Below are 14,266 nucleotides of genomic sequence, written 5' to 3'. Positions count from 1 at the left end.
CTGCCATTCACCTTCCCGCCGTCCGGCGGGAAACAACAGGTACCAATCTAGCGGGTCCGCCCGCGCCGGGGCCGTCGTCGGGCCGTCGACGGGCGCTGCGCGCCTCGAGGGTGCTGTCCTCAGAAGAGGATGGTCGCGAAGGTGTCCACCTGCTCGAACCCGACGCGCTTGTACGCGGCGATGGCCCGGGAGTTGTAGGAGTTCACGTAGAGGCTGACCGTGGGGGCGAGCGAGCGGGCGGCGACGACGACGCCGGCCATGTAGGCGGCGCTGAGTCCCCTGCCGCGGTGCTCCGGATTCATCCAGACCCCCTGCACCTGGACGGCCTGGGAGGAGACGGTGCCGAGCTCGGCCTTGAAGATGACCTCGCCGTCGTCGCCGAACGCGGCGAGCGAGTGCTTCCTGCCGATGAGAGAGGCGACGCGACGCCGGTAGTGCTCGGAGCCGCCGATGAACGGCGAGTAGCCCACTTCCTCCTCGAACATCGCGGCACAGGCGGGCAGCAGGCGGTCCAGTTCGTCGGGCCGCGTGAACCGGAGATCAGGGGCGGGGGCGATGAGCGGGTCCGTGTCGATGGCCATGAGCGGCTGGGTGGGGCGCACGTCGAACGGCTCGCCGCTGTAGTCCTCGAGGGTGGACCACAGGTCCATGACGCCCTCCGAGAGGCCGAAGATCGACGAGAAGGTGCGTCCGGACCTGCCGAGGTGGTCGCCGAAGATCGCACCGGTCTCATCGGTCACGCCCACCGGCACGAGGTTGACCCCTGCCCAGCAGGCGGCACGCAGCTCGTTGTGGCGGAACATGCCCACGAGCTCGCCGCCGGCGAAGGACGGCGCCGCGCTCCCCATGAGTTCCAGGTGGGAGGCGACGAAGACATTGGCCACGGGGTCCGAGTCGACGATGGCCCACAGGTCGCGCGTGTCCTCCTCGCCGAGGACGCGGAAGGACCAGGGCCCTTCGGGATCTGCCTCGGGCCTAGCTAACGGTAACCATGGGGCCACCCTGGCCAGCAGTTTCGCCATCAGCCTCACCCATTTCCTCTGCGAGCCGCATCGCTTCCTCGATGAGTGTCTCAACGATCTGGTCCTCGGGAACAGTCTTGATGACCTCTCCCCTCACGAAGATCTGCCCCTTGCCGTTGCCGGATGCAACGCCCAGGTCGGCTTCACGGGCTTCGCCCGGTCCGTTCACCACGCAACCCATCACGGCCACGCGGAGGGGCACCTCCATGCCCTCGAGGCCGGCGGTGACCTCCTCGGCGAGCGTGTAGACGTCGACCTGCGCCCTGCCACAGGACGGGCAGGAGACGATCTCGAGCTTGCGCGGCCGCAGGTTGAGGGACTGCAGGATCTGGTTGCCCACCTTGATCTCCTCGACCGGCGGAGCGGAGAGCGAGACACGGATGGTGTCGCCGATGCCCTTGGACAGGAGCGCCCCGAAGGCGGTGGCGGACTTGATGGTGCCCTGGAAGGCCGGTCCCGCCTCGGTGACGCCGAGGTGGAGGGGCCAGTCGCCGCGCTCGGCCAGGAGCTCGTAGGCCCGGACCATGATGACGGGGTCGTTGTGCTTCACGGAGATCTTGAAGTCGTGGAAGTCGTGCTCCTCGAACAGGGACGCCTCCCAGACCGCCGACTCCACGAGCGCCTCCGGTGTCGCCTTCCCGTACTTCTCCATGAGCCGCGGGTCGAGCGAGCCGGCATTGACGCCGATCCGGATCGAGGTGCCGGCGGCCTTCGCCGCCTCCGCGATCTGCTTGACCTGGTCGTCGAACTTGCGGATGTTGCCCGGGTTGACGCGGACCGCGGCGCACCCGGCGTCGATGGCCGCGAAGACGTACTTCGGCTGGAAGTGGATGTCCGCGATCACCGGGATCTGGGATTTCTTCGCGATGATCGGCAGCGCTGCGGCGTCATCGGCCGACGGGCAGGCCACGCGGACGATGTCACAGCCGGTGGCCGTCAGTTCGGCGATCTGCTGGAGCGTCGCGTTGATGTCGGTGGTGGGCGTGGTGGTCATCGACTGGATGCTGATCGGGGAGTCCGATCCGACTCCCACGGAGCCGACCTTGATCTGGCGGGTCTTGCGCCGTGGTGCGAGGACGGGCGGCGGTGCTGCTGGCATTCCTAGGCTGACCGAGGTCAAAACATCCTCCATGCTGGCGGCCTTGACCGCACGTCTTTGAGATTCTTGTCTTCATTATCCACCCGGCCCGGCGCTCCGCCGTCCTCTCGGGACTCACATCACACGAGGTGCCTGAAGGCTCCGATCACCGGCGTCCACGCGGTGGTCTTCACGGCGGAGATGGCGCCGGCCTGCGCGAACGGATCCTGGCTCACCAGCTGGTTCAGGTCTGCCTCGGTCTCGGAGGAGAACACCAGGAGGGCTCCGGTACCGTCGGCGAACGGACCGGAGGCCAGGACGCGGCCGTCCGCGACCAGTCCTTCCAGCCACTGCCGGTGCACCGGCCGGTGCTGGGCGCGGAGGTCCTCATGGTCGGGGTTGTAGACGTATTCGACGGCGAAGATGCTCATGGGTTTCACCCTACGGGACTTCCAGGAGGTAGACCTTGATGATCGCGGCGACGCCGGCGGCCCAGAGCAGGGAGGACAGGGTCCCGATGATGAAGCGTTCCGACGCTGCGGGACTCTCCTTGAGCTCGGCGTAGCGGCCGAGGGCCTTGACCGCCACGACGTAGGCGATGGCGACGGGCTGGCCGCCGAGGATGGCGACCGTGACGGCGAGGCGCTCGAGGACCCCGATGACCAGTCCGCCGCGCAGGACTCCGGGCGGCAGGGCGTCGACCGGCGCCCTGGGCGGTTCGGCCGGCGGTGCCGGGAGGTCGAGCTGCGGCTGGTCCGCCGGTTCGGGGAGTTCCTCGCGGCGCCGTTCCGCGGTGTCCACGGAGCGGGCGAGGCGCAGCACGAGCATGGTCACGGGCGAACCGACGCCGCCCGCGACGAGCAGGGCCACGGCGATCCAGAGTACGTCCACAGGATTCCTTCCCGGCTGTCCGACGTCCCGGCTGACGTCGCACCTCATGTCTACAGCACGGCACCCCCACGGGAAGCTGCTCTCCGGGTCACACGACGTCGCCGGCTACGTCGCCGCGTCGGCCCACGCCAGGAGCCGCGCGGCCGCGGGGCGGACGGCGTGCTCCTCGTGCCAGGCTGCCCGGGCCGCCGCCTTGCTCACGGCCTGGGGGCTGATGCCGAGGGTCCGCGCCGCGGAGGTCTGCGTGCCGCGCTCGCCGAACTTCAGGAGGTCGAGGATGCGCCATTCGGCGTCGGAACGCGCCAGGACGTGCCGTCCGAGCAGCGCGAGCACGCCCTCCGCCTCCGCCGCGAGATCGGCCCGGCCGTCGGGTCCCTCGACCGCCAGGGGCGCGCGGTCCCCCGTCTTCTTGGCACGATCGACGGCCTTGCGGGCAGCGACGAAGGCAGAACCGCGGCCTTCCCGTGGCGAGGACGGGTAGGGCCGCTCCACGTCACCGATCCCGATCCCGACGTACCAGCCGCCGGCACGGAGGCAGAGCAGGACGGCGTCGACGACGTCGCCCGCACCGGCCACGACGCCCTGCGCCTCGTCGCCGACGGAGCGCTCCCACGGCAGCACCGTCCTGATGGGCACCAGGAGGTCGAGCAGCTCGGGAACCCGGTCCCGCGACGAACGGCTTCCCGCCTGGTCGATCGTGAGGACGAACATACTTCAACCATATGAGGTTGAAATCTGATTTACAACCGACTACCCGAAGAGATCGACCGGCTTCACGATGTCCGCGTAGATCAGCAGGACCCCCATGCCCATGAGCAGGATCGCCACCGCATAGGTGAGGGGCAGGAGCTTGGCCATGTCGAACGGCCCGGGATCGGGGCGCTTGAACAGCCGCGCGATACCGCGCCGGAGTCCCTCCCAGAGCGCTCCCGCGACATGGCCGCCGTCGAGCGGCAGGAGCGGGATCAGGTTGAACACGAAGAGTGCCAGGTTCACGCCGGCGACCAGTCCGATGAGCGTCGCCGCGCGGGACGCGACCGGTACCTCCTCCATGGCGGAGATCTCGCCCGCGATCCGGCCGACACCGACCACGCTGATGGGCCCCTCGGGGTCACGCGGGGCATCGGAGAACGCGGCCTGGCCGACCTCGACGACGCGCTGCGGGAGGTTCAGCACCACTCCGGCGACGCGGGCGAGGGAATCGCCGACGGCCGGGAGTACCTCGCTCGCGGGTTGGGGCACGAGCTCCTGCGTCGAGCCGACACCGATGAAGCCGACCTCCTGCGTCACCGCACTGCCGTCGTCGTCCACCTCCGGCGCGCCGTCCGCGGTGGCGACGGGCCGCTCCGTCAGCAGGGGCGTGATTGTGGACTCGAGGGTCTCGCCGTCCCGGACGTAGGAGATGGCGACCTCGCGGCCGGCGGCATCCCTGATCCACCCGGACAGCTCGTCCCAGCCGGTGACCTCCCGCCCGTCGAACGCGACCACGCGGTCACCGGGCAGCAGGCCCGCCTCGAAGGCCGGGGCTGCGGGATCGTCGGCCGTGCATTCCGTCTGGCCGGTCGCCGCCTGCTGGCTCGCCGGCACCACGCACTCGGACACCGACGCGATGGTGGTGGTGGCCTGGGCGGTGCCGAAGCCCATGATGAGGACGGCGAACAGTACCGTCCCGATCAGGAGGTTCATCAGCGGACCGCCCAGCATGATGATGATCCGCTTCCAGATGGGCAGCTTGTAGAAGACGCGGTTCTCGTCCCCCGGCAGCAACTGCTCCGCCGCGGCCTGGCGGGCGTCGTCGGTCAGCTGCTGGAAGACCCCGGTGCTGGACTGCCGCACGGCGCCGGCCTCCGTCGTCGCCGGCGGGAACATGCCCACCATCGAGACGTAGCCGCCGGCGGGGATCGCCTTGAGCCCGTACTCGGTCTCTCCGCGGCGCCTCGACCAGACCGTGGGACCGAAGCCGACCATGTACTGCGTGACACGGACCTTGAAGAGTTTCGCGGGCACCAGGTGGCCCACCTCGTGCAGCGCGATCGACGCGGCGATCCCGAGGACGACGAAGAGCACTCCGGCGATGAACAACAGTACGGTCACGGGTTTTCCTTCTGGCCTTCACGATCGGCTGCCGGGTCCTGCAGCGGGAACTCTCCGAGGCCACAACGGACCCGGGCCCTCCGGCGTGCCCAGCGCTCCGCCTCGAGGACGGCCTCCAGGCTGAGCTCGCCGCGTGCAGCGCCTGCGCTCTCGCGCGCACGCTGCTCGTCGACGACGTCGGACACCGTGTCCACGATGTCAGGAAAACCTATGGCCCCCCTGTGAAAGGCGTCGACGGCTTCCTCATTCGCCGCGTTGAATACAGCCATGCGCGTGCCACCCTCGGCCGCGGCCTGCTTGGCGAGGGCGATCGCAGGGAAGGCCTGCTCGTCCAGGGCTTCGAAGGTCCATTCCGCCGGCCGGGTCCAGTCGCAGGCCTTCGCCGAACCGGGCACCCTGAACGGCCAGCCGATGCCGAGGGCGATCGGCAGGCGCATGTCCGGCGGCGATGCCTGGGCCAGCGTGGAGCCATCGACGAACTGCACCATCGAGTGGATCACGGACTGCGGGTGGACGACGACGTCGATCCGCTCGAGCGGGACGTCGAAGAGGAGGTGAGCCTCGATCACCTCGAGGGCCTTGTTGACCATGGAGGCGGAGTTCGTGCTGATGACCCGACCCATGTCCCAGGTGGGGTGGGCGAGGGCCTGCGCCGGGGTGACGTGCTGCAGCTGGGAGCGTGTCATCCCCCGGAACGGGCCGCCCGATGCCGTGAGCACGAGCCGGTCCACCTCATCCGCCGTGCCGCCGCGCAGCGCCTGCGCGATGGCGGAGTGCTCGGAATCGACGGGGACGAGTTGCCCCGGCGCTGCAGCCGCGCGGACGAGCGCTCCCCCGGCGATCAGCGATTCCTTGTTGGCGAGCGCGAGCAGGTGTCCGGCCGCGAGCGCGGCGAGGGTCGGTTCGAGGCCGATCGAGCCCGTGATGCCGTTGAGTACGACGTCTGCGTCGGGCCAGGCTGCGACCTTCGCCGCGGCGCTCCCGCCCGCGAAGAGTTCCGGCGCGTATCCGGTGATCCCGGCGGCGTCGGCCGCCGCGCCGATGGCACGCTCGAGGTCGGTCTCGGAGGCGGAGGCCACGCCGACGGCGGGTGCCCGGACCGCGACGGCCTGCCGCGCGAGGAGTTCCAGGTTGCGCCCGCCCGCACTGAGGCCGGCGACGCCGAAGCGGTCCGGAGCGGCGGCGATCACCTCGAGCGCCTGGGTCCCGATGGAGCCCGTGGACCCGAGGATGGAGACGCGCCGGAGGTGCCGGGTGGGGTTGCTGAAATCCATGGCTCCAGTATCCCGCAGAGTCCCGGTGGTTCTTCCTCCTATGTGCTTGCGGCGGGCAGTCCTGGTGCTCCGTGGCCGCAGTCGCCCGGGTTCCGGCACACCGTCGTTCCGCCGTAGCCGGCGGCTGATCGGGTCGGTGATCATCGGGCGGATGAGTCCAGGAATCAGCGCCTTCCCGGCCCTCGATCCACGCCTGTTCTGTCAGTGCCGGGTGATTGGATGGAGTATGACTCCAGGAGCGTTGACGCTCGATCTCGAGGACGCCTACAGCGAGGCGCTGCAGGGTTGGCCTGCGGATTCGTTCGAGTCGGTCCTGGATGCCGCGGGTCTCGATGACTTCGGTATCGACGCACATGCCCGTGCGCGCGTCGAGAATGCTTCGCCGTACGGCCTGCTCGGCCAGCTGCAGGACGCCGGATCCGGGCTCGTGGAATCGCCCAGCCTGGCAGTCGCGCTCGATCTACTGCGGGCCGCAGACCGGTTGGCGTCCTGGGCCGCGGCGCAGCGGGCACGGCTCATCGCCCGGGTCCATACCTTCAGCAATCCGGACCACCACTCCTGGTCGGGTCCGGCATCGTCCCTGGCCTTCACCGAGACGGTCGCCGAGACAGCAGCGTTGCTGAAGCTGTCCGAAGGGTCGGCGGCCCGGCTCGTCTCGGAGTCGCTGGCCCTGACCGGCCCGTTGACGGCCACACTGGCGGCGCTGGAGCAGGGTGGGATCTGCTCCGGGCGGGCATCGGTCGTCGTCGAGCAGTCCCGCACGCTTCCGGACGAGGCCGTGGCCGCGTTCGAGGGCGAGATCCTGGCGGTGGCAGGAGACCTGAACCGGCCGAGGCTCATCGCGCGGTGCCGGCGACTACGGGAGAAGCTCCATCCCGAGACGCTGACCGCCCGCCGCGTGAGGGCGGCGGCCGATCGGTGCGTCGTCTTCGAACCGGACCGTGACGGGATGGCCTGGTTGAGCGCCTACCTTCCGGCGGAGCATGCATTGGCCGTCCACACGTCGGTGGACGCGGCTGCCCGGAGCCTGCGGAGCGGCGATGATCCGCGCACGCTGCCACAACTGCGGGCCGATGTCCTCGCCGACATGCTGCTCGGCGGCGGTGGGCCCATGGGCGCGGATGCTGCCACGGGCGGGAGCCGCGACTGCGGTGACTCCGGAAATGGCGGCTCCGAGGGCAACCACACCGAAGATGGCCGCGCCAGAGGTAGCCGGACCGACCAAGGTGCGCGTTTTCCGGGAGCGAAGATCGTAGTCACCGTCCCGGTGTTCGCGCTGATGGGACTCACCGACGAACCGGCCGAGCTCGAGGGCTACGGACCGATCCCGGCCGAGGCCGCCCGCCGGCTCGCAGCGGGCGCCACCTCGTGGATGCGCCTACTCACCCACCCGTACACGGGTGCGGTGCTCGGCCTGGACCGGACGCGGTACCGCCCGAGCGAGGACCTGCGGACCTGGGTTCAGCTCCGCGAGAGGACCTGCAGCTTCTACGGCTGTTCCCGTCCCGCCAGCCGCTGCGATCTCGATCACCTGATGTCCTGGGCTGACGACGGCTCGACCAGTGCGGGCAACCTTTACCCCGCCTGCAGGCGGCACCACATGCTGAAGCACCAGAGCAACTGGACACCGAGTCCCGATCCCGAGGGCGGACTGGCCTGGTTGTCACCGGGTGGTCGGACCTATAGGACGCCGCCCGAAGCACCGCCTGGCGACCAGGGACCATCATCGACTCCCCGGATCCTGCGCGAGCTCGAGACGGCGAAGCGTACTGGGAGGATCCCGGACCCCGGGCTGGACCGCTGAGCGGGGAGTCCTCGCGGCCGGTCACGACAATTCCGTGGCTCCATCCAGCGATGCCGGCTCCTAGCCGCCCGACGCCCTCGCCAGGACGCTGCGGGCGTGGCGGAGAATCGGTTCGTCCACCATCCGCCCCTCATAGGCGAAGACGCCCCGCTCCCCCTCGGCGGCGGCGAGCAGTGCGCGGGCGCGCCCCACTTCGTCCTCGCCGGGCGCGAACGCGGCGCGGATCGCTGAGACCTGGTCCGGGTGGATACAGGCCTTCGCGGAGAATCCGGAGGCGACGGCGTCCTCGGCCTCGGCGGCCAGCCCCCGAAGGTCGGCGATGTCCACGTACACGGCGTCGATGCTGCCGACCCCCGCGGCTCCCGCGGCGAGGAGGACCTGCGAGCGCGCCTGGAGCGCCACCGCACGGTAGGCACCATCCGCGCCGCGGCTCGAGGTTCCTCCGAGGGAGGCCACGAGGTCCTCCGCGCCCCACATGAGCGCGGTGACACCGTCCGCTGCGGCGATGCCCACCGCGTTTACGACGCCCCGGGCGGTCTCGCACAGCGCGATGACGCCGACGTCCCCGAGTGCCGCGCGCACGGCGGCGACGTCGTCGGGCGATTCGGTCTTGGCGAGCATGACGCTGCGGTAGCCTCTGCGGCGGACGGCCTCGCAGTCGAGGGCGAAGTCGGGGGTGCGCACGGGGTTGAGCCGCACCACGGTCCGCTCGGGGGCGAGTGCCGAGGCGACCAGCGCCGCCCGGGCCGCCTCCTTGGCTCCGGGGGCGACGGCGTCCTCGAGGTCGAGGATGACGGCGTCGGCGCGATCGGCCGCCTTTCCGTAGCGCTCGGGCCGGTCCGCCGGGCAGAAGAGCAGTGCAGGGCCGAGGACGAGGCCGGTCATCCCTGCTGCTCCCGCGATGCCGCCGACGACCACATGAGGACCGAGCGGCTCGCCGTCGCCACGACGTCACCGTGCTGGTTGCGCCCCGTGTGGGCCATCGTCACGATGCCCTGCCCGGGCCGGGACGACGACGGCCGGACGCCGGTGATCTCGGTCTGGGTGTACAGGGTGTCCCCGTGGAAGAGCGGCTTCGGGAAGGCGACGTCGGTGAGTCCGAGCTGGGCCACGATGGTGCCCTGCGTGAGCTGCGCGACCGACTGCCCGACGATCGTCGCCAGGGTCAGCATCGAGTTCACGAGCCGCTGCCCGAACGGCTGGCCCGCCGACCAGGCCGCGTCGAGGTGCAGCGCCTGGGTGTTCATGGTGAGGGTGGTGAACAGGACGTTGTCGGCTTCTGTGAGCGTCCGGCCGGGACGGTGCGCGTAGACGGACCCCACCTCGAGCTCGTCGACGTACAGCCCGCGCTGCTCGATGACGCGCCGACCGGGAGCTGCGGGGCCGCTCATGCTGCGGTCCCGCCGAGGTCGATCCGCAGCGGCGCACCCGTGGCCGCGACGACGTCGTCCACGGTGACGCCGGGCGCGGTCTCGCGCAGCACGAGGCCGTCCGGTCCGACGTCGATCACGGCGAGGTCGGTGATGATCCTGTCCACGCAGCCCTTGCCGGTCAGCGGGAGGGTGCACGCCTCGACGATCTTGGGGCGGCCGGAGCGGTCCACGTGCTCCATCATGACGATCACGCGCTTCGCCCCGAAGACGAGGTCCATGGCCCCACCCATCCCCTTGACCATCTTGCCGGGGACCATCCAGTTGGCGAGGTCGCCGTTCTGCGCGACCTCCATGGCACCGAGCACCGCGACGTCCACGTGACCGCCGCGGATCATGCCGAAGGAGGACGCCGAGTCGAAGAAGGCGGCTCCCGGATTGGCCGTGACGGTCTCCTTGCCGGCGTTGATCAGGTCCGGGTCGAGGGCGTCCTCCGCCGGGTACGGGCCGACCCCGAGGATGCCGTTCTCCGAGTGCAGCACCACCTCGACGCCGTCGGGGATGTAGTTCGGGATGAGGGTGGGCATGCCGATGCCGAGGTTCACGTACTGTCCGTTCTCCAGCTCCCGGGCCACCCTCGCGGCCAGCTCGTTGCGGGTGAGCGCCATGGTCAGGCTCCTTCGGATGAGGTGGGGCCGGCGAGTGAGACCGTGCGCTTCTCGACGCGCTTCTCGACGTCCGGGGCGACGACGACGCGCTGCACGAAGATGCCGGGCGTGTGGATCTCGCCGGGGTCGAGCTCGCCCGGCTCCACGAGTTCCTCGACCTCGGCGATGGTGATCCGACCGGCCTGCGCGCACAGCGGATTGAAGTTCATCGCGGTCGCGTGGAAGACGAGGTTGCCGTGGCGGTCCCCCTTCCAGGCGTGCACCAGCGCGTAGTCGGGACGCAGGGACTCCTCGAGCACGTAGTCGACGCCGTCGAAGCTCCGCACCTCCTTGGCCTTCGACGCCCGCGTGACGTTGCCGTCGGCGTCGTACCGCTGGGGCAGGCCGCCCTCGCTGACCTGCGTACCGACGCCCGCCGTCGTGTAGAACGCGGGGATACCCGCGCCGCCCGCACGGAGCTTCTCGGCGAGCGTGCCCTGCGGCGTGAGTTCGACCTCGAGTTCTCCGGAGAGGTACTGGCGGGCAAATTCCCTGTTCTCCCCCACGTAGGAGCTGACCGTCCGGCGGATGCGGTGGTCGGCCAGCAGGATGCCGAGCCCCCAGCCGTCCACGCCGCAGTTGTTGCTCACCGTCTCGAGCTCCGACGTCCCCTGCCGGTGCAGGGCGTCGATCAGGGTCACCGGGATGCCGCACAGACCGAATCCCCCGACGGCGAGGGACGCGCCGTCCGGAATGTCCGCCACGGCCTCCGCCGCACTGCCAACCACTTTGTCGATCACTGCTCCTCCTTCGCCGCCCTGTCCGCCTGCTACCCGTGCCGGTCCTGTCCGCCGGGCTAGAGTCCCAGCTCCCGCGCGATCAGCATGAGCTGGACCTCCGTGGTCCCTTCGCCGATCTCGAGGATCTTGGAGTCGCGATAGTGCCTGGACACCACGAACTCGTTGATGAAACCGTAGCCCCCGAAGATCTGCGTCGCATCGCGGGCGTTGTCCATGGCGGCCTCGCCAGCCACCAGCTTCGCGATCGATGCCTGCGTCTTGAAGGGTTTCCCCGCGAGCATCCTCGACGCGGCGTCGTAATACGCCAGGCGCGCCGTATGGGCACGCACCTGCATGCGCGCGATCTTGAACTGGATGGACTGGTAGGCGCCGATGGCGCTGCCGAACGCCATCCGCTCCCCGGCGTAGCGGATGGACTGCTCCACGCACCCCTGGGCGGCGCCGGTGGCGAGCGCCGCGATGGCGATCCGCCCCTCGTCCAGGATCTGCAGGAAGTTGGCGTAGCCCCGCCCGCGCGCCCCGAGGAGGTTGGCCTCGGGGACGCGGACGTTCCGGAGGGTCAGCGGGTGCGTGTCGGAGGCGTTCCAGCCCACCTTGTTGTAGGCCTTCTCGGCGGTGAAGCCCGGGGTGTCCGAGGGCACGAGGAGGGCGGAGATCTCCTTCTTCACCGAGCCGTCGGGCCGCTCGGAGGTGCCCGTGACGGCCGTGACGGTGACCAGCGAGGTGATGTCGGTGCCCGAGTTCGTGATGAACTCCTTGGTGCCGTCGATGACCCACTCGGCGCCGTTCGGCCCGGCCTCGAGCTTCGCCGTCGTCTTCGTGCCGGACGCGTCGGAACCGGCCTCGGACTCGGTGAGGCCGAATCCGCCCAGGGCCGTCCCTGCTGCGAGGGACGGCAGCCACTGCTGCTTCTGCTCCTCCGTGCCGAAGCGGTAGACCGGCATGGCGCCGAGGGAGACCCCTGCTTCGAGGGTGATGGCCACGGACTGGTCCACGCGGGCCAGTTGCTCGAGGGCGAGGCACAGGGCGAAGTAGTCACCGCCCATGCCGCCGTACTCCTCGGGGAACGGGAGCCCGAACAGGCCCATGTCGCCCATCTGCTTGACGACCTCGTAGGGGAAGCTGTGCTCGGCGTCGTGCTTGGCGGAGACGGGCGCCACGACCTCGTCGGCGAACTCGCGGACGGTGTCGACGAGGCTCTGGTACTCCTCGCTCAGTTCGAAGTTCATGCTGCGTTCCCTTCCGTGGAACCGGGTATGGGGGTGGGACCGCCGTCGGTGGCGGCCTCGATGGTTGCGACGATCTGCTGTGCCCGGACAAGGTCCCCCGGCTTCAGGGACAGGCGGACGACGCCGGACAGCGCGGCGGTGAGCTGGTGCTCCATCTTCATGGCCTCCACCGCGACGAGGACGTCGCCGGCCTGCACCGTGGCGCCGTCCTCGACCGCCACGGACACGACCGTGCCGGGCATGGGGCTGCGGACGAGGGGATCCGCTGCCCCTTCCGCCCGCGGGATGCGGGACAGCACGGCGTCGAGCAGTTCGCGGCGGCCGGGGCGGCGCAGGCGGGCGGACCAGCCGGCGTCGCCCAGCCAGACCGTGTCCCCGTCGAGGGCATGCTGCCGCCGGGTGCGGACGCCGTCGATCGTCGCCCCATCGCCGGTGGTACCCACCAGCACGGTGACGCCGTCGACCGTGGCGTCCCAGCCGCCTCCCGTCCGCAGGAGCGTGACCGTCGCCGTCCCGCCGTCGTGCTCGAGCGCCACGGACCGCGGACGCGGCGTCCCGAGGCGGAACCCGTCCCCGCGGTGCCACGGGGAGCCTCCGGGCGTCACCGGTTCGGCCTCGACGAGCAGGACGGCGGCGAGCGCCAGGTCCTGCGCGGTGACGTGGCGGAAGGCGAGGCCGGGCAGCCTGCGCTCGATCAGGGTGGTGTCCAGGCGCGCCGCCCGCACGTCGTCGTCGGCGACCAGCAGGCGGAGGTACTCGATGTTCGTGTCGACGCCCAGCACCACGGTGCCGGCGAGGGCGGCGTCCAGGCGGTCGAGCGCCTGCCCGCGATCGGCGCCCCAGGCGATGACCTTGGCGAGCAGGGGATCGTACGAGGACGAGACGGTCCCGCCGGGCAGGAGCGAGCTGTCCACGCGGATGCCCTCCCCTGCCGGCTCGACGAGTGACCGGATGGTTCCGCTCGACGGCAGGAACCCCGCTTCCGGGTTCTCGGCGTACACGCGCGCCTCCACCGCGTGGCCGGTGAGGACGACGTCCTCCTGGGCCAGGGGCAGGTGCTCGCCGGCGGCCACGCGGATCTGCCACTCGACCAGGTCCACCCCGGTCACCAGTTCGGTGACGGGATGCTCCACCTGCAGGCGGGTGTTCATCTCCATGAAGAAGAACTCGTCGGGGGCGGCATCGGACACGAGGAACTCCACCGTCCCGGCTCCCGTGTAGTCCACGCTGCGGGCCGCAGCGCAGGCCGCCTCGCCGATCCGCCGGCGGGTCGCCGCGTCGAGCAGTGCCGACGGCGCCTCCTCGATCACCTTCTGGTGCCGGCGCTGGAGCGAGCACTCGCGCTCGCCCAGGTGGAGGACCGCGCCGTGCGCGTCGGCGAGCACCTGCACCTCGATGTGCCGGGGGCGTGGAACGAGGCGTTCGAGGAACAGGGTGTCGTCGCCGAAGGCCCGGGCGGCGACGCGGCGGGCCGTGGCGAGCACCGCCGGCAGGTCCTCCGCGCGATGGACGGCGTGCATGCCCTTGCCCCCTCCCCCGGCCGAGGGCTTGATGAGCAGCGGGAAGCCGACCTCGACGGCAGCGCGGACGAGGTCGTCGTCGGACAGCCCGGGTTCTGCGATGCCGGGCACCACCGGGACGCCGAAACCGGCCACGTGGTTCTTCGACCGGATCTTGTCCCCCATGACATCGAGCGCGTGGACGGACGGACCGATGAAGACGATCCCGGCTTCGCGGAGCGCGTCGGCGAAGGCCGCGTTCTCGCTGAGGAACCCGTAGCCGGGGTGGACCGCCCCTGCCCCGGTGCGGCGGCAGGCCTCGACGACGGCGGGGATCGAGAGGTAGCTCGCGGTCGGCGCGGCTTCCCCGATCCGCACGGCGACGTCGGCCTCGAGGACGTGGCGCGCACCGGCGTCGGCGTCGCTGTACACGGCCACCGACCGGAGTCCGAGCGCCCGGACGGACCGGAGGACGCGGCAGGCGATCTCCCCACGGTTCGCAACGAGGACGGTGTCGAAGGGCCAGGGGGCCGTCGGAGGGGAAGTGCGAGGGATCAT

14 protein-coding genes are annotated in these 14,266 nt (G+C 70.6%); 1 reads left to right on the top strand and 13 read right to left on the bottom strand.

The window, feature by feature from the left end; all coding sequences use genetic code 11:
* Positions 1 to 119 precede the first annotated feature (119 nt).
* The 7 genes from ACIQCY_RS07250 to dxr all read right to left on the bottom strand — a co-directional run bounded on the left by ACIQCY_RS07250 (position 120) and on the right by dxr (position 6,359).
* A complete protein-coding gene (locus tag ACIQCY_RS07250) occupies positions 120 to 1,022 on the bottom strand; it encodes a GNAT family N-acetyltransferase (protein ID WP_400483223.1) in 903 nt (300 codons plus the stop codon).
* Entirely contained in the window at positions 976 to 2,142 is a 1,167-nt protein-coding gene (gene ispG / locus ACIQCY_RS07245; protein WP_400483222.1) for a flavodoxin-dependent (E)-4-hydroxy-3-methylbut-2-enyl-diphosphate synthase, read from the bottom strand. The genes ACIQCY_RS07250 and ispG overlap by 47 nt, the downstream gene beginning before the upstream one ends.
* Before the next feature lie 98 nt (positions 2,143 to 2,240).
* Positions 2,241 to 2,531, bottom strand: coding sequence for a YciI family protein (locus tag ACIQCY_RS07240; RefSeq protein WP_400483221.1), 291 nt, complete (start codon positions 2,529 to 2,531; stop codon positions 2,241 to 2,243).
* Between the two features lie 10 nt (positions 2,532 to 2,541).
* Complete coding sequence (locus ACIQCY_RS07235) at positions 2,542 to 2,991, bottom strand: hypothetical protein (RefSeq protein ID WP_400483220.1); 450 nt, start codon at positions 2,989 to 2,991, stop codon at positions 2,542 to 2,544.
* A gap of 105 nt (positions 2,992 to 3,096) precedes the next feature.
* A complete protein-coding gene (locus ACIQCY_RS07230) occupies positions 3,097 to 3,702 on the bottom strand; it encodes a MarR family transcriptional regulator (RefSeq protein WP_400483219.1) in 606 nt (201 codons plus the stop codon).
* 39 nt (positions 3,703 to 3,741) lie between these two features.
* Positions 3,742 to 5,085, bottom strand: coding sequence for a M50 family metallopeptidase (locus ACIQCY_RS07225; protein WP_400483218.1), 1,344 nt, complete (start codon positions 5,083 to 5,085; stop codon positions 3,742 to 3,744).
* Positions 5,082 to 6,359 (bottom strand): 1-deoxy-D-xylulose-5-phosphate reductoisomerase, encoded by a 1,278-nt coding sequence (gene dxr, locus ACIQCY_RS07220; protein ID WP_400483217.1) that lies wholly within the window; start codon positions 6,357 to 6,359, stop codon positions 5,082 to 5,084. Before dxr ends, ACIQCY_RS07225 begins: the two co-directional genes overlap by 4 nt.
* A 226-nt stretch (positions 6,360 to 6,585) precedes the next feature.
* Between dxr and ACIQCY_RS07215 the strand changes: the two genes are divergently transcribed.
* Entirely contained in the window at positions 6,586 to 8,163 is a 1,578-nt protein-coding gene (locus ACIQCY_RS07215) for a DUF222 domain-containing protein (RefSeq protein WP_400483216.1), read from the top strand.
* A 60-nt stretch (positions 8,164 to 8,223) separates the two neighbouring features.
* On the opposite strand, the gene ACIQCY_RS07210 is transcribed toward ACIQCY_RS07215, so the two are convergent.
* From ACIQCY_RS07210 to ACIQCY_RS07185, 6 genes are read right to left on the bottom strand one after another with little or no spacing between them, the layout of a single operon-like run.
* Positions 8,224 to 9,048, bottom strand: coding sequence for an HpcH/HpaI aldolase/citrate lyase family protein (locus ACIQCY_RS07210; protein WP_400483215.1), 825 nt, complete (start codon positions 9,046 to 9,048; stop codon positions 8,224 to 8,226).
* Complete coding sequence (locus ACIQCY_RS07205; RefSeq protein WP_400483214.1) at positions 9,045 to 9,554, bottom strand: MaoC family dehydratase; 510 nt, start codon at positions 9,552 to 9,554, stop codon at positions 9,045 to 9,047. Before ACIQCY_RS07205 ends, ACIQCY_RS07210 begins: the two co-directional genes overlap by 4 nt.
* The gene (locus ACIQCY_RS07200; RefSeq protein ID WP_400483213.1) at positions 9,551 to 10,201 is read right to left on the bottom strand and encodes a CoA transferase subunit B; all 651 of its coding nucleotides are present in this window, start codon (positions 10,199 to 10,201) and stop codon (positions 9,551 to 9,553) included. Before ACIQCY_RS07200 ends, ACIQCY_RS07205 begins: the two co-directional genes overlap by 4 nt.
* A 2-nt stretch (positions 10,202 to 10,203) precedes the next feature.
* Complete coding sequence (locus ACIQCY_RS07195; protein ID WP_400483212.1) at positions 10,204 to 10,980, bottom strand: CoA transferase subunit A; 777 nt, start codon at positions 10,978 to 10,980, stop codon at positions 10,204 to 10,206.
* A gap of 56 nt (positions 10,981 to 11,036) precedes the next feature.
* On the bottom strand, positions 11,037 to 12,209 hold the full coding sequence (locus tag ACIQCY_RS07190) for an acyl-CoA dehydrogenase family protein (RefSeq protein ID WP_400483211.1): 1,173 nt from the start codon (positions 12,207 to 12,209) through the stop codon (positions 11,037 to 11,039).
* Positions 12,206 to 14,266, bottom strand: coding sequence for a biotin carboxylase N-terminal domain-containing protein (locus ACIQCY_RS07185; protein WP_400483210.1), 2,061 nt, complete (start codon positions 14,264 to 14,266; stop codon positions 12,206 to 12,208). Before ACIQCY_RS07185 ends, ACIQCY_RS07190 begins: the two co-directional genes overlap by 4 nt.

The sequence above is a fragment of the Arthrobacter sp. NPDC092385 genome, assembly GCF_044755105.1.
Classification (GTDB): Bacteria; Actinomycetota; Actinomycetes; order Actinomycetales; family Micrococcaceae; genus Arthrobacter_D.
The sequence above is the reverse complement of the archived record's forward strand: the minus strand, read 5'-3'. Positions and strand labels throughout refer to the sequence as shown.